Origin of the sequence: Sedimentibacter sp. MB35-C1 (assembly GCF_030913635.1) — a bacterium.
Lineage (GTDB): Bacteria > Bacillota > Clostridia > Tissierellales > Sedimentibacteraceae > Sedimentibacter.
In genome coordinates this window covers 3,397,341-3,418,707 of the sequence record NZ_CP133188.1, presented here as the reverse complement: position 1 = coordinate 3,418,707, position 21,367 = coordinate 3,397,341, and the positions used below count along the sequence as shown (strand labels likewise).

20 protein-coding genes are annotated in these 21,367 nt (G+C 35.8%); 19 read left to right on the top strand and 1 reads right to left on the bottom strand.

The window, feature by feature from the left end; all coding sequences use genetic code 11:
* The first annotated feature begins 225 nt into the window (after positions 1-225).
* The 9 genes from greA (at position 226) to RBQ61_RS16625 (ending at position 9,473) form a co-directional block, all read left to right on the top strand.
* Positions 226-699, top strand: coding sequence for a transcription elongation factor GreA (greA, locus tag RBQ61_RS16665; protein WP_308138340.1), 474 nt, complete (start codon positions 226-228; stop codon positions 697-699).
* A 204-nt stretch (positions 700-903) separates the two neighbouring features.
* The gene (locus RBQ61_RS16660; RefSeq protein WP_308138339.1) at positions 904-1,848 is read left to right on the top strand and encodes a DUF1385 domain-containing protein; all 945 of its coding nucleotides are present in this window, start codon (positions 904-906) and stop codon (positions 1,846-1,848) included.
* Complete coding sequence (gene prmC, locus RBQ61_RS16655; RefSeq protein ID WP_308138338.1) at positions 1,842-2,699, top strand: peptide chain release factor N(5)-glutamine methyltransferase; 858 nt, start codon at positions 1,842-1,844, stop codon at positions 2,697-2,699. The genes RBQ61_RS16660 and prmC overlap by 7 nt, the downstream gene beginning before the upstream one ends.
* 132 nt (positions 2,700-2,831) lie before the next feature.
* Positions 2,832-3,902 (top strand): peptide chain release factor 1, encoded by a 1,071-nt coding sequence (prfA, locus tag RBQ61_RS16650; RefSeq protein ID WP_308138337.1) that lies wholly within the window; start codon positions 2,832-2,834, stop codon positions 3,900-3,902.
* A gap of 66 nt (positions 3,903-3,968) precedes the next feature.
* Entirely contained in the window at positions 3,969-4,214 is a 246-nt protein-coding gene (locus tag RBQ61_RS16645; protein WP_213926615.1) for an RNA-binding S4 domain-containing protein, read from the top strand.
* A 132-nt stretch (positions 4,215-4,346) separates the two neighbouring features.
* Complete coding sequence (rbr, locus tag RBQ61_RS16640) at positions 4,347-4,883, top strand: rubrerythrin (protein ID WP_308138336.1); 537 nt, start codon at positions 4,347-4,349, stop codon at positions 4,881-4,883.
* Positions 4,884-5,030: 147 nt separating this feature from the next.
* A complete protein-coding gene (gene argH / locus RBQ61_RS16635; RefSeq protein WP_308138335.1) occupies positions 5,031-6,410 on the top strand; it encodes an argininosuccinate lyase in 1,380 nt (459 codons plus the stop codon).
* A gap of 101 nt (positions 6,411-6,511) precedes the next feature.
* Positions 6,512-7,879: an amidohydrolase family protein gene (locus tag RBQ61_RS16630; protein WP_308138334.1), complete on the top strand. Its 1,368-nt coding sequence runs from the start codon at positions 6,512-6,514 to the stop codon at positions 7,877-7,879.
* Between the two features lie 193 nt (positions 7,880-8,072).
* A complete protein-coding gene (locus RBQ61_RS16625; RefSeq protein WP_308138333.1) occupies positions 8,073-9,473 on the top strand; it encodes a YfcC family protein in 1,401 nt (466 codons plus the stop codon).
* A gap of 68 nt (positions 9,474-9,541) precedes the next feature.
* Here RBQ61_RS16625 and RBQ61_RS16620 read toward each other — a convergent pair whose 3' ends face one another.
* Positions 9,542-10,708: a M20 family metallopeptidase gene (locus RBQ61_RS16620; RefSeq protein WP_308138332.1), complete on the bottom strand. Its 1,167-nt coding sequence runs from the start codon at positions 10,706-10,708 to the stop codon at positions 9,542-9,544.
* Between the two features lie 217 nt (positions 10,709-10,925).
* Between RBQ61_RS16620 and murB the strand changes: the two genes are divergently transcribed.
* The 10 genes from murB (at position 10,926) to RBQ61_RS16570 (ending at position 21,237) form a co-directional block, all read left to right on the top strand.
* Positions 10,926-11,852 carry a UDP-N-acetylmuramate dehydrogenase gene (murB, locus tag RBQ61_RS16615; protein ID WP_308138331.1) on the top strand — a complete coding sequence of 309 codons (927 nt, stop codon included), beginning with the start codon at positions 10,926-10,928 and terminating at the stop codon, positions 11,850-11,852.
* A gap of 68 nt (positions 11,853-11,920) precedes the next feature.
* The gene (locus RBQ61_RS16610; protein ID WP_308138330.1) at positions 11,921-12,658 is read left to right on the top strand and encodes a PHP domain-containing protein; all 738 of its coding nucleotides are present in this window, start codon (positions 11,921-11,923) and stop codon (positions 12,656-12,658) included.
* A gap of 14 nt (positions 12,659-12,672) precedes the next feature.
* Positions 12,673-13,527, top strand: a complete 855-nt coding sequence (gene rapZ, locus RBQ61_RS16605) for an RNase adapter RapZ (RefSeq protein ID WP_308138329.1) — start codon at positions 12,673-12,675, stop codon at positions 13,525-13,527.
* An 11-nt stretch (positions 13,528-13,538) separates the two neighbouring features.
* A complete protein-coding gene (gene yvcK, locus RBQ61_RS16600) occupies positions 13,539-14,543 on the top strand; it encodes a uridine diphosphate-N-acetylglucosamine-binding protein YvcK (protein WP_308138328.1) in 1,005 nt (334 codons plus the stop codon).
* Positions 14,521-15,603 carry a SpoIIE family protein phosphatase gene (locus RBQ61_RS16595; RefSeq protein WP_308138327.1) on the top strand — a complete coding sequence of 361 codons (1,083 nt, stop codon included), beginning with the start codon at positions 14,521-14,523 and terminating at the stop codon, positions 15,601-15,603. The genes yvcK and RBQ61_RS16595 overlap by 23 nt, the downstream gene beginning before the upstream one ends.
* A 17-nt stretch (positions 15,604-15,620) precedes the next feature.
* Entirely contained in the window at positions 15,621-16,901 is a 1,281-nt protein-coding gene (locus tag RBQ61_RS16590) for a glucose-6-phosphate isomerase (RefSeq protein WP_308138326.1), read from the top strand.
* A 64-nt stretch (positions 16,902-16,965) separates the two neighbouring features.
* Positions 16,966-17,892: a S1 RNA-binding domain-containing protein gene (locus tag RBQ61_RS16585; protein WP_308138325.1), complete on the top strand. Its 927-nt coding sequence runs from the start codon at positions 16,966-16,968 to the stop codon at positions 17,890-17,892.
* 104 nt (positions 17,893-17,996) lie between these two features.
* A complete protein-coding gene (gene deoD / locus RBQ61_RS16580) occupies positions 17,997-18,698 on the top strand; it encodes a purine-nucleoside phosphorylase (RefSeq protein ID WP_308138324.1) in 702 nt (233 codons plus the stop codon).
* A 9-nt stretch (positions 18,699-18,707) separates the two neighbouring features.
* The gene (locus tag RBQ61_RS16575; protein WP_308138323.1) at positions 18,708-20,114 is read left to right on the top strand and encodes an ADP-ribosylglycohydrolase family protein; all 1,407 of its coding nucleotides are present in this window, start codon (positions 18,708-18,710) and stop codon (positions 20,112-20,114) included.
* Between the two features lies 1 nt (position 20,115).
* On the top strand, positions 20,116-21,237 hold the full coding sequence (locus tag RBQ61_RS16570) for a BMP family ABC transporter substrate-binding protein (RefSeq protein ID WP_308138322.1): 1,122 nt from the start codon (positions 20,116-20,118) through the stop codon (positions 21,235-21,237).
* Positions 21,238-21,367: the final 130 nt, after the last annotated feature.

The window sequence follows — 21,367 nt, the reverse complement described above, 5'->3', positions numbered from 1 at the left end:
TGCATATGTTGGTATACTATTTTATGGCGGACTGTCTTTAACCGGCTTTTTTGTGTTTTAAGATATGTTTTTGCAGGACAATTGTATTAAAGCTTTATTTGTATGGCTTTTTAAGAAACTACAAAAAATATCCTGTTGATTAAAAAATTAGTATTGAAATTTTTTGTTTTTAGTATATAATGTATAGTAAAATTTAAATTAATAGCAATGGGCATAGGTGGGAAAATGGAAAATAAAGAAATACTGGTTACAGAAGAAGGCTACCAAGAACTTCTTGACGAGCTTGAAAACAGAAAAACAAAATTGAGATATGAAATTTCAGAAAGAATAAAAGGAGCCATGAAAGAAGGCGATTTAAGTGAAAATGCCGAATATCATGAATCCAAAGAAGAACAGAATAAAAATGAGTCCAGAATAATCGTTCTCGAATATACTATAAAAAATGCAAAGGTTGTTAAGCACAACGAAAAAACAAAAGATATAATCCAGATTGGCAGCAAAGTTAAACTAAGAGATATTGAATTTGATGAAATTCTAGATTATAACATTGTAGGAGCAACAGAGGCAGATCCTGTGGCAGGGAAAATTTCTAATTTATCGCCCCTTGGATCAGAGCTGCTTGGAAAAAAGAAAGGAACAAAGATTAATGTTTCATCTCCGGGCGGTGTTGTAGAATACGAAATTCTTGAAGTGAATTAAAGAAAGATTAAGCTTTGTGATTTATAATTACAAAGCTTGTATTTTTGTTGTTCATATTCGGATTTATAGATGTAATTTGCAGTAAATGTAGTTGCAATGTGCCGGCAATATGATTTTAAAGCAATATCTAGCAGAAAAACAAAAACTTGAAGAATTTGAGGATTAATTGTATAATACATTGAATGTATATGAAAAGGGGACAAAATGAGCGATATAGTAAAAAAAGAGGTCAAAAAGACCAGCATAGGCGGTCAGGCTCTCATTGAAGGAATAATGATGAAGGGTCCCGGAAAACTTGCAACTGCAGTGAGAAAACCTGATGGTGAGATTGAAATAAAAGAAAGTGAAATAAAACAGTTATTTAAGCATAAATTCTTTAAACTTCCTATAATAAGAGGAAGCTTTGTGCTCATTGACTCTCTTGTAAGCGGAGTGAAAGAGCTTATGTATTCAGCTGAATTTTACGGTGAAGATTATGAAGAGGATGCTCTTGATAAATTTATAAGAAAAGTATTTAAGGATAAGGCAGATACTGCAGTAATTTATGTATCAGTTGCAGTAGCATTGATATTTTCTGTGGTCATATTCATTTTAGGTCCGACACTGCTGACAAATGTACTGAAAAATGTGGTAAAAAATACACTTTTGTTGAACTTGATTGAAGGCTTGATAAGGGTTCTGATGTTTGTAGGTTATGTGTATGCTGTATCTAAGCTTAATGACATAAAAAGAGTTTTTATGTATCACGGTGCGGAGCACAAAACCATACACTGCTATGAGCACGGTGAGGAATTGACAGTAGAGAATGTAAGAAAATATTCTACACTTCATCCGAGATGCGGAACCAGCTTTATGATAAATGTCATGCTGATAAGCATACTGGTATTTTCATTTTTTGGATGGCCCAATCCTCTAATGAGGCTTGTTGTTAGAATTTCAATGCTTCCTGTCATAGCTGGGTTATCGTATGAGCTTAACAGATATGTGGGAAGATGCGAAAGTGATAACATGTTTACAAAAATTATAACTTATCCGGGTTTTCAGATACAAAAAATTACTACCAAGGAGCCGGATGATTCTATGATGGAAGTGGCTATAAAAGCTATGGAAAGAGTTATCCCGGAAAACGGAGAAGATGATACATGGTAACAATTGAAAAATTGTTGAAAGACGGAATTAAAATTATTAGGCAAAGGGAATTTAACAATCCTTTTCTTGATGTGCAGCTAATCTTATCTCATCTGCTTAAGCAGGATAAGATTTATTTGCATGTTAACAGGAATAAAGAAGTTGATGATATTACTGCAGAAAAGTTTTACGATATGGTTGAAAAAAGGAATTCGGGATATCCTCTTCAATATATGACTAATTCTCAGGAATTTATGGGACTGGATTTTTATGTGCAAAAAGGTGTTCTCGTACCTAGACCCGATACAGAAGTATTGGTTGAAAAAATAATTGATACTATTAATACTGGGCAACTGAAGAATAAAAATATAAACATTCTTGATATAGGTACAGGAAGCGGTGCAATTGCTGTAAGCTTGGGATACTACCTTAAAAATGCAGATATTACAGCAATGGATATCAGTGATACGGCAATTGAAACGGTAAGTATTAATATAAAAAGACATGGACTTACTAATGTAAGGGCATTAAAAGCGGATATTTTTAATTTTGATGCCTGCAAAAAGTATGATATTGTTGTATCTAACCCACCGTATATAGAAAGAGAAATAATAAGGACACTTCCCGAAGAAGTTTCTGTGTATGAGCCTAAGCTGGCTCTCGACGGAGGAAAAGATGGGCTTGACTATTACAGGCAGATAATAAGAGTGTTTGATAAAATACGTGGAGAAAATGCAATGCTTTTTGTAGAAATCGGGTATGATCAAAAACAAAAGGTTACAGAAATTTTAAATCGTACAAATATATTTAAAACAATTGAAGGCAGTAAGGATTTGAGCGGAAACGACAGAGTAGTTACCGGTATGACATAGCTGTGCTTATTATAGAAATATCTAAAAACGATTAACATAGAGATGAAGCCATGAGGTTGTTAACAATTATTTAGAGAAGAGCCTTGCGGTAAAAACATAAAAAATTATAAGAATTCAGGAAGGTAGATTTTAATGTTAGAAAAATTGGAAGCTCTAAAAGATAAATATATAGAAATCAGCGAAAAAATTTCAGACCCGGCAACATTAAGCGATTCGCAGAAACTTCAGAAATTAATGAAGGAGCAGGCTCAGCTTGAACCATTGGTTACAAAATACAATGAATATATGGATGTTTCATCACAGCTTAAGGAATCAAAAGAAATGCTCAATGAAAAGCTGGATGATGATTTCAGAGAAATGGTAAAGGAAGAAGTTAAGGAGCTCACAGAAAAAGAAGATGAACTCAGCAATGAAATAAAAATACTTCTCCTGCCAAAGGACCCCAACGATGACAGGGATGTTATTGTGGAAGTAAGAGCCGGGGTAGGCGGTGATGAGGCGGGCCTTTTTGCCGGGGATTTACTCAGAATGTACTTGAGATATGCAGAAAGACAAGGATGGAAAACAGAGTTTATTTCTGTAAATGAACAGGGAGTTGGAGGATACAAGGAAGCTATATTCTCTATAAGAGGAAAGGGAGCTTATTCTAAGCTGAAATATGAAAGCGGAGTGCACAGGGTTCAGCGTGTTCCGGCAACCGAATCAAGCGGAAGAATTCATACTTCATCTGCGACGGTAGCTGTGCTTCCCGAGGTTGATGATGTAGATATTGAAATAAATCCAAATGATGTAAGAGTAGATGTTTTCCGTTCGTCAGGAAACGGAGGGCAGTGTGTAAACACAACAGACTCTGCGGTAAGACTTACACATATTCCGACAGGAATAGTTATATCCTGTCAGGATGAAAAAAGTCAGCTTAAGAACAAGGATAAAGCTTTTAAGGTGCTTAAAGCCAGACTTTATGACTTGTACCAGCAGGAGCAGAATAAAGAACTTGCTGATGCGAGAAAGAGTCAAGTGGGTTCTGGGGACAGGAGCGAAAGAATACGAACTTATAACTTCCCTCAGGGCAGAGTTACGGATCACAGGATAGGAATGACACTGTATAAACTTGATTCATTCTTGGATGGAGATATAACGGAAATGCTGGAAGCTTTACTAACTTCCGACCAGGCAGAAAAACTAAAAGAAATTGCTGAATAATAAATATATGGAACGGATACGGAAATATTTTTTGTAGCCGTTCCTTAAATTCAAACAGGGGATAGTATGAGAATAGATAAATATTTAAAGAATGCTAGAATAATTAAAAGAAGAACTGTAGCTAAAGAAGCCTGTGAACAGGGAAGGGTGCTTGTTAATGGAAAAGCAGCTAAACCCGGAACAGAGGTGGTCGCAGGCGATGAAGTTGAGATAATTTTTGGAACGAAACCTATGAAAATTAAGGTTGAACAAGTTCTTGAGCATGTTGTCAAAGATGCCTATAAAGAAATGTATAGTATAATTAGTGATTAAAGTATTAAATTGTGGGTATATATAGATTGTTATGCTAATGGTTTAATTAAGAAAACTGCTATATTAATTGCAGGCAAAAGAAATCCGCAGCCTTTGGCTTATGGATAAATAAATTATCAGACGAGGTGTATTATGGAACTAAAAGGAAGTAAAACAGAGCAAAATTTAATGACTGCATTTGCAGGCGAGTCACAGGCACATGTAAAATATACATATTATCAAAGCAAAGCTAAAAAAGACGGTTATGTGCAAATTTCAAAATATTTTGAAGAAACTGCCAGAAATGAAAGAGAACACGCAAAAATCTGGTTTAAGCTTCTGCATGACGGAATTGGTGAAACAACTTTGAACTTAGAAGATGCTGCTGCAGGAGAACATTATGAGTGGACGGATATGTATGCAACATTTGCAAAAGTAGCAAAAGAAGAAGGATTTGACAAAATAGCTTATCTGTTTGAAGCTGTTGCTAAAATAGAAAAAGGACATGAAGAAAGATATCTTGCACTTTTGGATAATATAAAAACAGGAAAAGTGTTCAAAAGAGAAGGAGAAACAGTGTGGATATGCGATAACTGCGGCCATGTGCATTACGGAGCTGAAGCTCCTAAAGTATGTCCGGTATGTGCTCATCCGCAAGCGCATTTTGAATTGTATACTAAAGCATATTAATATCATAAACAATAAAAAAATTGTCAGCAAAAAAAAGCTGGCAATTTTTTTTGCTTGCAGTATGAATGTAATATGATATAATAAACAAAATAATGAATAATTAAAAATTATATTTAGAATTTAATATATTAGAAAGGGATAGAAAAATTGGCTAACTTATGGAGTGGAAGATTTGAAAAAGGTATGGATAAGATTGTTGAGGAATTCAATGCGTCTATATTTTTTGATAAAAGACTGTATGACTGTGATATACAGGGAAGTATTGCACATGTGACTATGCTTTGCGAGCAGGGAATAGTATCAGAAGAAGAAAAGGAAAAAATTGTTAAAGAATTACTCAATATTAAATCAGAAGTAGAAAACGGGAAAATAGAATTTAGCGTTCATGATGAAGATATCCATATGGCAGTTGAAGGTTTATTGATAAGCAGATTAGGAGATACAGGTAAAAAGTTGCATACTGCAAGAAGCAGAAATGATCAAGTTGCAGTGGATACAAGGCTTTATGTTAAAAAAGAGATTAAGGAAATAATAGAGAATCTAAAGTACATTGAACATGTACTGCTTAAAAAGTCAGAAAAATATTATGATAAAGTAATGGTCGGCTTTACACATATGCAGCATGCACAACCGGTTACTGTTGGGTTTCATCTTATGGCGTATTTCCAGATGTTTAAAAGGGACGTGGAAAGGATGACGGACTGTTATAAAAGAACAGACTTTAATCCATTAGGTTCGTGTGCTCTTGCTGGTACTACGATTCCCATAAACAGGCACAGAACAACAGAACTACTGGATTTTGCCAATGTAACTGAAAATGCCATGGATTCAGTAAGTGACAGAGACTATTTATTGGAGTTGATGAGCTCTGCTTCCATATGCATGATGCATATAAGCCGCATGGCTGAGGAATTTGTCTACTGGAATTCACAGGAATTTTCATATATATCAATTGATGACAGCTTCTGTACAGGATCAAGCATTATGCCTCAGAAAAAAAACCCTGATATGGCTGAACTGCTCAGAGGTAAGACTGGAAGAGTTTATGGAAATTTGGTTCAGCTTTTGACAGTTATGAAAGGAACTCCTCTTGCATATAACAAGGATTTTCAAGAAGATAAAGAAGGCTTGTTTGATACGGTGGATACTCTTAACAGGAGCCTTTTAATCTTGGCTAAAATGATTGAAAAGACGGAATTTAATATGGAAAATATTAAAAAACATCTTAATAAGGGATTTTTGAATGCAACAGATGCAGCAGAACACTTGGTTAAAAATGGAATGCCATTTAGAGAGGCTCATGAAATTGTGGGAAAAATGGTAATGTACTGTGAAAAACATAGTAAGGATTTTTCTGATTTAACAGAGAATGAACTTAAATCAATAAATGAAAAACTAAGTTTAAATCTCCTTTCAGATTTAAGTATGGAAGGATGTGTAAACGGAAGAATTTCTTACGGAGGTACCGCTCCAAAAGAGGTTTTACGACAAATAGATTCAGGAAAAAATTGGCTGGAATCAATATAGCCATGGTAATTTTCAACTGCATATTTGTAATAAATGTTAAATGAAGTTAATAAAGGTGCGTATGGGATAAAAATTTTATAAATAAATTTTAAGGAGGGCGTATGTTAGATTTAAAAATTGTGAACGGAAAAATAATTGATGTGGAAAACAAAAAAATTATTGAGGGAGACATAGGAATAAAAGACGGATTAATTAACTGCATAGGAAGCGTTAATGAAGAATCAGAGAAAGTGATAGATGCTGACGGGCATCATGTATCGCCAGGTTTTATAGATATTCATATGCATGAGGAGGACTTTTCTCTTACAGGTAAAAAAGAATATGATATTTCCGAAACAATGCTGAGCATGGGGGTAACGACATGCGTAACTGGCAACTGTGGAAACAACAGGCAAAGCATCGAGGAATTATATGACTTTATTGCTGAAAATGGGAATCCGGTAAATTATATGACTTATATAGGTCACAATTTTTTAAGAAGAGAAGCAGGAAACGCGGATATATATCAAAAGTCTTCGAAGAGTCAGATTGAGGCAATGCAGTCTATGGTAAAAAAGGCTGTTGATTTTGGAGCTGTAGGAATTTCATATGGACTTGAGTACTGCCCCGGAATTGATGCAGAAGAAGCTATTGCAATAGCAAAAGAAATAAAAGGGCGGGATGATCTGCTACTAGCTGCACATTACAGAAAAGATTCGTTACACGCGCTTGATGCCATAGAAGAAATGGCATATATAGGCAGAGAATGCAGCATACCGTTTCAGATTTCGCATCTATCAAGCTGCAGCGCATATGGTAATATGACAGAAGCTTTGAATCTCATAGATAAAGTTGCTGAAAGCGGCCAGGATATTACAGTAGATGCATATCCATATGATGCTTTCAGTACATTTATAGGCTCTGCGGTATTTGATGACGGATGTCTTGAACTGTGGAACAGGGACTATGATTCTATAATGCTTACAGAAGAACCATTTAAAGGGATGTTTTGTGACAAGGATTTATTTGAAAAAGCAAGAAAAGAATACCCAAACATGCTGGTTGTGGCCTATGTTATGAATGAAAGTGAAATAGTACAAGCACTGAACCATCCATTAGTTATGGTAGCAAGTGACGGTATTTACAGAAACCACTCTGGACATCCGAGAGGAGCCGGAACATTTCCCAAAGTTATTGGACACTATGTGAGAGATGAAAAGAAGATGGAGTTTTTTGATGCAATTTATAAAATGACCTATATGCCGGCAAAACGTCTTAAGCTTAAAAGAAAAGGCATTATAAAAGAGGGCTGTGATGCAGATATTACAATATTTAATTATGATACAATAATTGACAAGGCAACATTCCAAAATCCTCAGAAAAAACCGCAAGGAATAGACTATGTGTTGATAGGCGGAAAGATTGCGATTGAAAATGGAAGGACAATAAATAATAAGCTGGGGAAATTTTACAAAAAAGGCGAAGCATAAATATTCTTTGTATAAAATTACGTTAAAATGACAAAAAACTTTAAATTTTTCGAAAAAAATGCTTGCTTGATGAATAAAAATATGATAATATGATTAAAAATTAATATAAATCATTAATGAAGCACTGAATGCATTAATATTTATTAATAAAGCAATCTAATAATTTTTCGTAAAAATTTAAAGGAGGACTAATATGGTAACAGAAAAGAAGAAGAAGGGTAAGGTGCCTCATACCTATGTAATTTTGTTTGCAATGATAATTATTGTTGCACTATTGACTTATGTGATACCTGCAGGCCAGTATCAAAAGGTTGAATTGGAAACAGGAAGGATGGTTGTAGATCCTAATTCCTACGCACAGGTGAATTCAAACCCAGCAAAGGTATTTGATGTATTGAAAGCTTTTCCTAAAGGGCTTGCTGCGGCACAAAGCATAGTTTTCTTTATTTTTATTGTGGGAGGTTCATTTAACATCGTGAATAAGACAGGGGCTATAGAGGCTGGGATCAGCAAAATCGCCGTAAGCCTGAAAGGCATGGAAGGTCTTATGATACCGATTTTTATAATTGTTTTTTCTATTGGAGGTGCCACAATAGGTATGGCGGAGGAGGCAATAGTATTTGTTCCCATAGGTATTGCCTTAGCCAGAGCTTTAGGATACGATGCGATTGTAGGTATGGCCATTGTAGCTTTAGGCGCAGCAGCAGGATTTACTTCGGGAGTTATTAATCCATTTACTGTAGGCGTTGCACAGGGAATCGCAGAAATTCCTTTGTTTTCGGGCATCGGTTTAAGGCTTGTTATTTTGGCATGCAGTTGGGTGTTGGTTATAGCATATGTTTATAAATATGCAAAAAAAGTAAAGAGCGATCCTACCAAAAGCCTTGTTTATGATTTAGAGCAAGAAGAAAAACATAATGCAATTGATTTAAGCAACATAAAGAAAATTACTACAAAAGATGTTCTGGTTCTTTTAGTTTTTGCCGCAGGAATGGGTGTTTTAGTATTTGGTGTATTTGAATATGGGTGGTATATTACAGAAATAGCCGCTATTTTTCTGGCAATAGGTATTTTATCAGGAATAGCTGCAAAAATGCCATTTGATGATATCGCAAAGAATTTTATTGCAGGCGCTAAGGATATTGCAATGGGAGCCTTGGTTGTAGGGCTGGCAAGAGGACTGCTTGTAATTATGGAAGGAAGCTTAATCATTGATACTGTAGTTTATGGTCTGGCCTCTGCAATAAATGGTCTTCCAAAAGCTGTAAGTGCTGTAGGGATGCTTGTTGTTCAGTCATTTATAAACTTCTTCATACCTTCTGGATCAGGTCAGGCTGCAACTACAATGCCTATAATGGCACCACTTTCTGACGTAATCGGAGTTACAAGGCAGACAGCCGTGCTGGCTTATCAGTTTGGAGATGGTATATCAAACTCTATAATACCTACTTCAGGTGTTTTGCTGGCGAATCTTTCAATAGCAAAAATTAAGTATGAAAAATGGGTTAAATTCGTAGCTCCATTGATTGCTCTTTGGACATTGATGGCTGCAGCATTTATGGTAATAGCAGTATTGATTAACTATGGGCCATGATTATTCATATAAAAAAATGCTCTCTTAATTTTGATTAAGAGGGCATTTTTTATATGTTTAATTCTGTTTTATTTTTCAGCGTTATCAAATTCTATCTTTATTTTTTTGTACAATTCTTTATTATGCATAACTTCTGCTGCTGTTAAAACAAGTGCTGCAACAGTGTTTTTCATCTGTTCCTTGGCATATTCAGTCAGCGTGTTTTCGGCCATTTCTTTCGTATGCCCTGCTATATTTTTATTGTTAGTAATGTCAAAGTAAGGATGTATTGTCGGGCATACCTGGCTTACTTGACCTGCATCAATTGAGCCTGTATTCTTGGCAGGTTCATTCATCGTTATTCCTGATACCTGAAATATTTTTTCACTGAATATTTCCGATAGGGTTTCATTTGTTACCATGTTGTCGTAGCTGAATTCATACTTTGTTATTTTTAGCTCACAACCGGTAGATAAAGCAGCTCCTTTAGCGCAATTTTTAATTTTTTCCAGAAGTTCAAGATTGTATGTCTTTGATGTAGAACGGACATAAAACTGTGATTTTGAATAGTCCGGAACAATGTTTGCAGCCTTGCCTCCATTAATTATTACCCCGTGGACTCTGGAGTCACTTTTTATATGTTCTCTTAAGGCGTTTATACTATTAAATGTCTGTATTGCTGCATCAAGAGCATTTACTCCTTTTTCCGGAGATGCTGCTGCATGAGCGGTTTTTCCGAAAAATTCAAACTGCACCGGCTCAAGGGCAAGAGAGGATCCACTTTTTGCATACTCACTTCCCGGATGAGCCATCATTGCTATATCAACATTATCAAACTCATGGTTTTCAACATACGTAACCTTTGCTCCGCTCGTCTCTTCTGCGGGAGTACCGAAGACAATTACATTTCCGCCGATTTCGTCTACAAGCTGTTTCAGTACTATGCCGGCTCCTGTGCTTACGGTTCCAAGAAGATTATGACCGCAGCCGTGCCCGATGCCTGGGAGTGCATCATATTCTGCCATGTAAGCAATTGTAAGGCCGGGTTTGCCGCTTTTATATTCGGCTTTGAAGCCTGTTGGAACTCCTGAAAAATTATTTTGAACATCAAAGCCGTATTTCTGAAGAAGTTCTGTATGAAGCCTGCACGCTTCATATTCTTCATATCCCAGCTCAGGGTTGTTGTAGATTTCCAGGCTCAAATTGTTCAGATCGGGAGTTATATTTTTAATCAATTCCAATACTTTTTCTTTCATAATCCCTCCAAAGAAGTTATTTATTTTTGAACTAATTATAAGAATATAATAATATTTATACAACTATACTAATATATTAACAGTATTGAAGGACTATGTCAATTTAAAATTAGGATTAGTCTATTTTATTAATCAACCGCATAAATAAAAAATATATCTTTAAAAAAATCTTAATGGATGTTACAATGTACACAGATGGTTTAGAAAGGGTGAAGTAATGAAATATCAATCAAAAATTAACCGGCTTTATGAGGATATGACTTCTGTTGTAAGAGGCAGTGTTCTTAAGGATGAACCTTTAAAAAATCACACTTATTTTAAAATAGGAGGTCCTGCGGCTATACTTGCAGAACCTGAAGATACGGAAGATTTAATATCAGTTTTAAAACTTGTCAAAAAGTATGAGACTGATTGTTTTGTAATAGGAAACGGAACTAATCTACTTGTTGCTGACGAGGGATTTAAGGGTGTAATAATAAAAATCGGAGATAAATTTAGTTATATTGAAAGAAACGGAAACATTGTAATTGCAGGATCAGGATTATTGCTGTCCGCAATGTCGAAATTTATAGCGAGAGAGGGATTGGCAGGGTTTGAATTTGCCAGCGGAATTCCAGGTTGTCTCGGCGGAGCTGTATATATGAATGCAGGTGCGTATGGCGGAGAAATGAAGCAGGTTGTAAAAAGCGTGAAATGCATTGATCGTGACGGCAATGTGCATAAATTTTCAAATGATGATATGGAATTTACATACAGGCATTCAAAAATAACAGATTCAGAATACATTGTTCTGGAAGCTGAGTTTGAATTTAAGGAAGGTGAAAGAGAAGAGATTTTGTCTTTAATCAGAGAATTGAACGACAGGCGGATATCAAAGCAGCCGCTTAATCTTCCAAGTGCAGGGAGCACATTCAAACGTCCTGTAAACGGATACGCGTCAAAACTTATAGAGGATGCAGGATTAAAGGGATTGATTCACAGAGGAGCGATGGTTTCCGACAAGCATTGCGGTTTTATAGTTAATATAGACAATGCATGCTGCCAGGATGTACTTGAGCTTATGAGAATTGTGATAAGTACCGTAAATGATAAATTCGGTATAACGCTGGAGCCGGAAGTTAAAATACTGGGAACAAGCCTGTAACAACAGTGTAGAGGCGTTCAGATAATTATCATACAACTAACAATATTTATTAATAAAAAGAGGTGTTTATGAGGACAATAGCTGACTATCATGTTCACTCAACATATTCCAGGAGAAACCATGGAAAGTCCACAATTGAAGAAATCGTACAAAGAGCTGTGGAAATAGGGCTTGAAGAAATTGCCGTAACAGATCATGGACCGTCACATTATTTTTACGGAATAAAAATGGAAAAAATTAAAGAATCAAAAGAAAAAATAATCCAAATGAGAAAAAAATATCCTCAGATAAAAATTCTGATGGGGGTAGAGGCAAATATATTAGATTATAAGGGAAATACAGATATATCAGATGAAGTTTTAAAATATTGTGACATTATTTTATGCGGATACCATATCGGCACAGTGTTTTCTTCTCTAGATGATGTTTGGAAATTTACAATTATGAATAAAATTGGCAGGAAAAGCAAGAAAGTTTTTGAAAATATGAGAGAAAAAAATACAGAGGCTGTTATAAACGCTATGAATAAATATAAAATAAATATATTAACACATCCTGGAGATAAAATTCCGCTTAATACAGAATTGATTGCAAAAACTGCGGAAAAAACAGGGACAATTCTTGAAATAAATAACAGTCACAGTCATTTAAACGCAGAAGAAATTAAAATTGCATCGAAATATGATGTTAAGTTTGTAATAAACAGTGACGCTCACATAAAAGATAATATTGGCAGATATGAGAATGGTTTAAAAGAAGCTATGGATGCAAAACTTGATTTAAGCCGAATTATAAATTTAAGATAGAAAGAGGGGAGAATATGGAGTTTGTAATTATTACGGGAATGTCTGGCGCGGGAAAAAGTCAGGCTATCAATGTTTTGGAAGATATTAATTATTATTGCATGGATAATTTGCCTCCGGCTCTCCTTCCGAATTTTGCAGAGCTTTGCAAAAGTTCGTCAAAAGAGGTTAACAAGGTTGCGGTTGTTGCGGATATAAGAGGAGGAATTTTTTTCAAAGATTTGTTTAACAGCCTTGATGAGCTGAAAAAAATGGGGATACAGTACAGCATTATGTTTCTTGATGCATCAGATGATGAATTGGTTAAAAGATACAAGGAACAAAGAAGACCTCATCCTTTAAGTACGACCGGAACCATTGTTGACGGTATACACGAGGAAAGACTGATGCTGGAGGAAGTAAAGAAACGAAGCGACTATATTATTTACACAACAAATATGAAGCTTGGCAGGTTAAAAGAAGAAATTCTTGGTATTTTTGTACGAGGTCAAATAACTCATAATTTGAATATTACAGTAATGTCGTTCGGCTATAAGTACGGACTCCCGCAAGATTCTGATCTGGTTTTTGATGTTAGATTTCTTCCCAATCCGTTTTACATTGAATCTTTGAAGAATTATACCGGCAATGATAAAAATGTTCAGGATTACGTTATGGGATTTGATACAACGAATATTTTTATTGAAAAACTGAAGGATATGCTGCTTTTTCTTATGCCAAACTATATAAAAGAAGGAAAATCGAACCTTGTTGTAGCAATTGGGTGTACAGGAGGAAAGCATCGTTCTGTGACAATAGCAAATAAAATTTCGGAAGTTCTATGTAAGGAAAATTACAGGGTTCTTTCCAACCACAGAGATGTAAATAAGTAAGAGAGGTATTTATGAAGCTGGTTGTATTTGGAGGAGGAACAGGCCTGTCGATTTTATTGAGAGGTTTAAAAAAGTATACCCGTGATATTTCGGCTGTCGTTACCGTAGCCGATAACGGCGGCGGCTCGGGAGTTCTGAGAGAGGACTTGGGGATGCTGCCTCCGGGTGATATGAGAAACTGCATCATTGCATTATCTGATGTCGAACCTACAATGGTCAGGCTTATGCAGCATAGATTTAAAGACGGTTATCTTAATGGACAGAGTTTCGGAAATCTTTTGATTGCAGCAATGTATGAACTTTTTGGAGATTATGAGCACGCATTGAAGGAGATAGGCAGCATTTTCAGGCTGTCGGGAAAAGTGCTTCCTATGACGCTTCAGGATTCACAGCTTAAAGCATACTTGGATAACGGTGAATGCATATTGGGAGAAAAAGATATACCAGAGTTTGTTAGCAAGTCAGGCTGCAGAATAGACAGGGTTTCCCTTGTTCCCGATATGTGTGAGCCTCTGGAAGAGACCGTAAGAGATATAAAGCAGGCTGATATAATAGTACTTGGACCCGGGAGCTTGTATACCAGTGTTATTCCAAACCTGCTTGTTAGAAATATATCGGATTTGATAGCTGAATCAAAGGCTGCAAAGTTTTACATATGCAATCTCATGACACAGCCCGGAGAAACTGATAACTACAATGTATATGATCATGTGAGTGCAATTATCAAGCATAGCAACAGATATGTCATAGACTTTGTAATAGCAAATGATGAGCTTATATCAGAAAAACAGATAGAAAATTATAAGTTTAAGGGTGCAAAGCAGATATTAATTGATGATGAGCAGACTAGACAGCTTGAAGAAATGAATATTAAAGTTATAAGCAGCAATTTTGTTGAAATAAGGAAAAATTATATAAGGCACGATTCAGATAAGATAGGAAGGCTGTTGTGCAGTTATACAAAGGAAAAAATAATGCCTAAGGAAGTGACATATGGAAAACATCAAGCTAAATGAAACACAGCTTAGAATAGTTGACGGAATGATAGACTGGGTAAGGGTTGTAGATAACAACAATACGGTTCTTTATGCAAACAGGAAGATGAGAGAAGAACTCGGAGAAATTGTGGGAAAGAAATGCTTTGATGTTTTCTGCTCGGAAAAAAAATGCGGGAACTGTATTTCGAGAAAAACAATAGAGCACGGTGTTATTATGAAGAAAGAAGCAGCTGTTGGAAACAGGACGTTTATGGTAATTTCATCACCTATTCAGGACATTGACAAAAAAACGGTATGCGCCGTTGAGGTTTTTAGAGACATTACTAATGAAAAAATACTTTCGAAAAAAATCAATGAAAGAAACAGGAAAATGAGTGAAGATATTAAATTTGCAAGAAATATGCAGATAAGAATGCTTCCTCCAAAAGGAATGTACAATGGACTCAGCATCGATTATCTTTACGAGTCGTCAGAATCATTAAGCGGAGATTTTTTTGATGTGTTTAAAATTGATGATGAAAACACAGGTGTTTATATTTGTGATGTAGTCGGTCATGGCGTTACAGCCTCACTTTTGACGGTATTTGTCAGACAGTCCTTAAGAACAATAGCTAAAGGAAACAAGAGTATTGATAAAATTATGAAGGAACTTCATAAGACATTTCTTTCTCTGAACTTGGATTACGACAAATACTTTTCAGTTTTTTTCGGAGTATACAATAAGGAAACTCATGTGCTAAGATATGCAAATGCCGGGCATAACTCTGAACCCATTCTTCTCAGAACAAACAGTGAAATAAGCCTGCTGAAATCAAAAGGATATCCGATTGCCAATATATTTGATAATGTCAGCTATGATGAAAACAATATTAGCCTGAGCGTTGGGGACAAACTGTTTTTATACACCGACGGGATAACTGAAGCAAAAAATTGTGAAAATAAACAATACGGCGTTGAAAGTTTAGCTAATATAATTAAAGGCGGCGGAAGCATTTTAAAGAATTTAGAAAAGTCACTAGTTGACTATTGCAAGATCCATAAGGATGATTATGCCATACTTATGGCAGAAATAATTTAGTTAGAAAGAGGGGTAGTATGAAGGAAATATATCTTGATTTAAAAGGAAGCTTTATAAATGATGCTGATATGAAGGACATTGCGCCGGAAATTATGAAGGCTCAGGAACTTTTGCTTGATAAAAATGGGATAAGTTCTGATATGACAGGGTGGCTGGATTACGCGAAGAATATGGATGTGAAAGAATTTGACGAGATTAAAAAAACCGCCAAATACATAAATGGCTGCAATGCCTTTATACTTCTTGGAATAGGCGGCTCATACTTGGGGGCAAGAGCTGCAATAGAAGCAATAAGGGGAGATTTTCACAATGAATTAAAAAGTCCGCAGGTTTATTATGCAGGGCAGAATCTAAGCGGTTCATACCTTAGAAATTTAGTAGAAGCAATTAAAAATAAGGACATTTGCTTAATAGTGATTTCAAAATCGGGAACAACGTTGGAAACTGCCGTATCCTTTAGAATTTTAAGAGATTTAATGGAAGAAAAATACGGACGAGAAGCTTCTGAACGTATTTTTGTAATTACGGACAGGAGCAAGGGGGCACTGAAAAGCATGTCCGGCCTAAAGGATTACAAGACATTTGTAATACCTGACAACATAGGAGGAAGGTATTCTGTAATCACACCGGTAGGGCTTCTTCCCATGGCTGCAGCAGGATTGAATATTGATGAGTTTATTAGCGGATTGAGATCAGCAGAGGATGAATACCATACAAGAAATTTTAACGACAACATCTGTTGTCAATATGCAGCTGCCAGAAATATTTTGAACAGAAAGGGCAAGGAAGTGGAAGTGCTTGTTAACTACGAGCCTTCACATGCATCTGTTTCAGAATGGTGGAAGCAACTGTTCGGTGAAAGCGAGGGAAAGGAAGGAAAGGGAATTTTTCCGGCATCGTTAAATTTCACCACAGATCTTCATTCTATGGGGCAGTTTGTTCAGGACGGACGAAAGATAATTTTTGAAACAACGTTAATGGTAAATAATTCTAAGTATGATATGACCGTACCTTATGAAGAAAATGATTTTGATAAATTGAATTATATATCAGGTATGAAGCTTAGTGCCATAAATCGGAGTGCTTTTGAGGGTACTTTTATGGCGCACAGTGAGGGAAGTGTTCCCGGCATTATAGTTGGAGTACCTGAGTTGAATGAATTTTGCATGGGTAAACTTTTTTATTTTTTTATGATGGCATGTGCAATAAGCGGATACACTAATAAAATAGATCCGTTCACTCAGCCGGGTGTTGAAAATTATAAAAAAAACATGTTTAGATTGTTAGGAAAAAGGTAAGAAATAATTATAATAACTAAAATACTGGATGAGAGAGTAAAGTTTTGTTTATTGAGGAGAAAATATGATAAAATTAGGCGAAATGCAAGAGTTGGAAGTAGTTAAAAAAGTAGATTTCGGAGTATATCTTAAAAATAAGGATGATGAAAGAAAAGAAGACAGAGTTCTGCTGCCTTTAAAGCAGGTTCCTCAAGATACAAAGACAGGTGACAGAATCAATGTCTTTGTATATAGAGATTCAAACGATAGAATTATAGCAACTACAAAAAAGCCAAGGATACAAATAGGTGAAATTGCTTATTTGAAGGTGGTTCAGCTTACAAGAATAGGAGCGTTCTTAAACTGGGGATTGGAAAAAGATTTATTTTTGCCATTTAAGGAGCAGGTTGGAGAAATTAAATTGGGCGGAGAATATTTAGTTGGGCTTTATATTGATAAATCAGACCGCCTGTGTGCTACTATGAACCTGTTTAAGGTGCTTAGAACGGATTCACCATACAAGGTGAATGATATGGTTAAGGGTACAGTGTTCAGCTTGAAAAGAGGGCTTGGAGCTATGGTTGCAGTTGACGGAAAGTATCTTGGGCTAATACACGAAGGTGAAATTTTAAAGCCTATGCATCCAGGGGAGATTGTGGATGTAAGGGTAAGTCACATTAAGGAAGACGGTAAATTGGATTTAAGCCTGAAAGATGCGCCAAAGCTTCAAATAGATAGGGACGGAGAAAAGATTTTAAACATCTTGTCAAAGAATAAAGGGTTTATAAGAATTAATGATGATTCCAGCCCTGAAGAAATTAAAGAAAAGCTTGGCTTAAGCAAAAGCTCATTTAAAAAAGCAGTTGGCAGATTGATGAAAAAAAATGTAGTAGAAATGACGAAAGACGGAATTAGACTATCAGACAGTGATAAAAAGGCCGAGCAAGGCGGAAATAGAAGGCCAGGAAATAAAACTAAAAATGCAAGATTCAAGAATTCAAAGCGCAAATAGATTAAAACGCCTTAAGAATATTGACTAATTTTAAAAAAGATAGTAATATATTATAGCCTTTCTAACTTAAGTTTAATAAAAATAAAAATGTAAAGGAGAAAGATATGTCAACACCACACAACAATGCCACAAAAGGGCAAATAGCAGAAACAGTTCTTTTGCCGGGAGATCCACTAAGAGCAAAATTTATTGCTGAAAATTTTTTAAACGATGTTGAACAGTTTAATGCTGTAAGAAATATGTTTGGATACACTGGTACATACAAAGGTAAAAAGGTTTCTGTTATGGGTACGGGAATGGGATGCCCATCAATAGGAATTTATTCGTATGAATTGATACATATGTATGGAGTAAAAAATCTTATAAGAGTAGGTTCATGCGGGGCTTATGATCCCAAGCTGAATCTTTATGATATTGTATTGGCAATAGGCGCAAGCACGGATTCAAATTATGCTTCTCAGTATAACCTTCCAGGTGTCTATTCAGCTACAGCATCATGGGAACTTCTCTCAAAGGCTAAAAAAACTGCTGATGAAAATAACATTACTGCGTTTGTAGGAAATGTTGTTACTTCGGACATTTTTTATAATGATAATTCAGAAAACTGGAAAAGTTGGGCTAAGATGGGATGCCTTGCTGCAGAAATGGAAACATATGCACTTTACTGCAACGCTTCCAGAGCAGGTGTAAATGCACTTACAGTACTTACAGTTTCAGATTCAATAGCAAACCAGACAGAAACTACTCCTGAGCAAAGAGAAAAAGGATTTAAAGACATGATGAAAATTGCTCTGGAGATTGCGTAGGAGTTTATTATGGAAAAGAAAGCTTGGGAAATGGCATATGAATTATTTTCAAATGCAAAGCCTACAGTTCTGAAAGAAGAAGAGCAAGGATGGGGACCATTAAAAAAGGTTGCTGATTTTTATGATAACATATTGAACCTTGATTGGGGCAGCAACGTGCCTGGTTCTGGTGCTCCTGAAATTGCTATGGTTGCTGCAGTTCAGGCTCTAGAAAACAGAGGATACTCAGTAAAAAATGCATATGAGCTCCTTGAAAAAGGTTTAGAGGCCCACAAGTCAGGAAACAAGGTTGAGCTTCAAAAAATTTCAGCAGAGCTTAGAAACGAATTTCTTAATGCCAAAAAGAACGAAGAATCACCTTACTGGAAATATACATTTTATAAAAATTTTGACCAATATGAAAAAAGCGTAAAATTCAAGGAAACCGTTGAAGTTGAAATAGGGTCCGACAAATTTAAAGATCAGATAAAAGCAGCTTGGATGTCACAGCTTATTGGTGCGGCAATGGGTACAATGGTTGAGGGCTATACGTCCAAAAACCTTTATGATGCTTTTGGAGATGTTAAGGACTACATAAGAGAGCCGAATACATACAACGATGATATAACCTTTGAAATAGCATTCCTTGATGCATTTAAAGAAAAAGGCTATGATGTGACAAGTAAAGATATTGCTTTGTCATGGATTGGACTTATACCAGTTGGTTGGTCCGCCGAAGAGCTGGCTTTAAGAAATATACGCTCAGGTATGATGCCGCCGGAAAGTGCCCAATGGAACAACCCGTTTAATGAATGGATTGGGGCACAGATGAGGGGAGCAGTATGCGGAATGGTCGCACCGGGTAATCCGAGACTTGCCGCAGAGCTTGCATGGAAAGATGCTGAAGTTTCACACATTAACAATGGCATTTTAGGAGAAATATTTAATGCAGTGATGATTTCCATGTCATTTGTAAACGATGATATAAAGGAAATTATAGAAGCAGCAATATCCATGATACCTTCAGATAGTGAATATTATTCTGTAGTAAGCTTCGCGTACGATTGCTGTAAGAAGCACAGTGACTGGCACGATGCTTTAGCTGAATGTGAAAAAAAATATATAAAATACAACTGGATTCATGCTTATCCAAATGCATGCTGTGAAATAATCGCTCTTATGTTTGGCGAAGGGGATTATGAAAAAACGCTTAACATAATAACAATGTGCGGTATTGATGCAGACTGCAATGCAGGTATGATTATGCCTGTGCTTGGAATTCAAAAGGGAATGCGTATCATTCCAAAAAAACTTATTTCATCTGAATTTGATAAACTTATAACCTATATGAGGCATTATGAGGAAATTAAGTTGGATGATTTAGTAAGTGATACTTTAAAATACATTAAAAAAGCTCAAACAAATAGGAGGATTTAAAATGAAAAAGGTATTTTCTTTACTGCTTGTAGTTGCAATGATTTTTTCGTTGACTGCATGCGGTACTTCTTCTGAAACACCAGAAGGAAACGGAGAACAGTATAAAGCAGCTCTATTGCTGAACGGAACATTAGGAGATAAATCGTTCTTTGATTCAGCTAATTCAGGTCTTCAGAAATTAAAGGATGAACTTGGTGCTGACAAATTTGACTTTAAAGTTGAACAAATGGGTGCAACTCCTGCTGATGAAACTAAATGGGAACCTACATTGCTTGAATACTGCGATAGCGGTGAATATGACGTAATCATAGTAGGTACATACCAAATGTTAGATCCATTAGTAAAGGCTTCTGAACAGTTCCCTGATCAGAAATTTATATTCTTTGATGAAACTTATGATTTTGAAGCAAATGTAAACAATAACAATATTTATAACGTTCTGTACAAACAGAATGAAGTTTCATTCCTTATAGGTGCTGCAGCAGCTATGATGACAACAAGTGATGAAATTGAAAATGTTGATCCTGCTACTAAAAACATTGGATTTTTAGGCGGAATGGAAAACCCTATAATCAACGACTTCTTACTGGGATATATCCAAGGTGCAAAAGAAGTTGAACCGGATATCAAAGTGGCAATAGGTTATGTAGGAAACTTCTATGACTCAGCTGCTGGAAAAGATATAGCATTAACTCAGTATCAGAGCGGTGGCGTTGATGTAGGATATAATGTTGCCGGTGCTGCAGGTCTTGGACAGATAGAAGCTGCAATAGATGCTAACAAATATGCATTCGGTGTTGACTCAGACCAGGCTGCTTTAATGCCTGAAAAAGCTCATGTAATCCCTACTTCAGCTCTTAAAAATGTAGGTAATTCAATATACAGAGCAATAATGCTTGACTTGGATGGAAAACTTGAATTTGGTAAGGCTGAATCTTTAGGTTTTGCTGAAGGCGGAGTTGAGATTGTAAAAGATGAGCATTATGAAGAAATGCTTCCTGAATCAATCAGAACTAAGATTGATGAATTAGAGCAAAAAATTACAAGTGGAGAAATAGTTGTAGATACTGCAATCGGTAAATCCACAGAAGAAATACAGGCTGTTAAAGATTCAGTAAAATAGCATTATCTTGATGACTTTGTCATCAATCTGACAGTCAGGGGTTTCCCCTGACTGTTTCTAGCTGTAAAAATACGGTTATAGTGTTAAATTACTATTAATAGTTAATAATTGATAGCTAATGATAGCTGTT

Excerpts from the sequence above, each read along its gene's own strand:
- RBQ61_RS16620 (WP_308138332.1), bottom strand. The coding sequence starts at position 10,708 with ATGAAAGAAAAAGTATTGGAATTGATTAAAAATATAACTCCCGATCTG.
- rapZ (WP_308138329.1), top strand. The coding sequence starts at position 12,673 with ATGGAGTTTGTAATTATTACGGGAATGTCTGGCGCGGGAAAAAGTCAG.
- RBQ61_RS16570 (WP_308138322.1), top strand. The coding sequence starts at position 20,116 with ATGAAAAAGGTATTTTCTTTACTGCTTGTAGTTGCAATGATTTTTTCG.
- murB (WP_308138331.1), top strand. The coding sequence starts at position 10,926 with ATGAAATATCAATCAAAAATTAACCGGCTTTATGAGGATATGACTTCT.
- greA (WP_308138340.1), top strand. The coding sequence starts at position 226 with ATGGAAAATAAAGAAATACTGGTTACAGAAGAAGGCTACCAAGAACTT.
- RBQ61_RS16610 (WP_308138330.1), top strand. The coding sequence starts at position 11,921 with ATGAGGACAATAGCTGACTATCATGTTCACTCAACATATTCCAGGAGA.
- RBQ61_RS16585 (WP_308138325.1), top strand. The coding sequence starts at position 16,966 with ATGATAAAATTAGGCGAAATGCAAGAGTTGGAAGTAGTTAAAAAAGTA.
- prfA (WP_308138337.1), top strand. The coding sequence starts at position 2,832 with ATGTTAGAAAAATTGGAAGCTCTAAAAGATAAATATATAGAAATCAGC.
- prmC (WP_308138338.1), top strand. The coding sequence starts at position 1,842 with ATGGTAACAATTGAAAAATTGTTGAAAGACGGAATTAAAATTATTAGG.
- RBQ61_RS16660 (WP_308138339.1), top strand. The coding sequence starts at position 904 with ATGAGCGATATAGTAAAAAAAGAGGTCAAAAAGACCAGCATAGGCGGT.
- RBQ61_RS16630 (WP_308138334.1), top strand. The coding sequence starts at position 6,512 with ATGTTAGATTTAAAAATTGTGAACGGAAAAATAATTGATGTGGAAAAC.
- yvcK (WP_308138328.1), top strand. The coding sequence starts at position 13,539 with ATGAAGCTGGTTGTATTTGGAGGAGGAACAGGCCTGTCGATTTTATTG.
- RBQ61_RS16595 (WP_308138327.1), top strand. The coding sequence starts at position 14,521 with ATGGAAAACATCAAGCTAAATGAAACACAGCTTAGAATAGTTGACGGA.
- RBQ61_RS16625 (WP_308138333.1), top strand. The coding sequence starts at position 8,073 with ATGGTAACAGAAAAGAAGAAGAAGGGTAAGGTGCCTCATACCTATGTA.
- RBQ61_RS16590 (WP_308138326.1), top strand. The coding sequence starts at position 15,621 with ATGAAGGAAATATATCTTGATTTAAAAGGAAGCTTTATAAATGATGCT.
- RBQ61_RS16575 (WP_308138323.1), top strand. The coding sequence starts at position 18,708 with ATGGAAAAGAAAGCTTGGGAAATGGCATATGAATTATTTTCAAATGCA.
- RBQ61_RS16645 (WP_213926615.1), top strand. The coding sequence starts at position 3,969 with ATGAGAATAGATAAATATTTAAAGAATGCTAGAATAATTAAAAGAAGA.
- rbr (WP_308138336.1), top strand. The coding sequence starts at position 4,347 with ATGGAACTAAAAGGAAGTAAAACAGAGCAAAATTTAATGACTGCATTT.
- deoD (WP_308138324.1), top strand. The coding sequence starts at position 17,997 with ATGTCAACACCACACAACAATGCCACAAAAGGGCAAATAGCAGAAACA.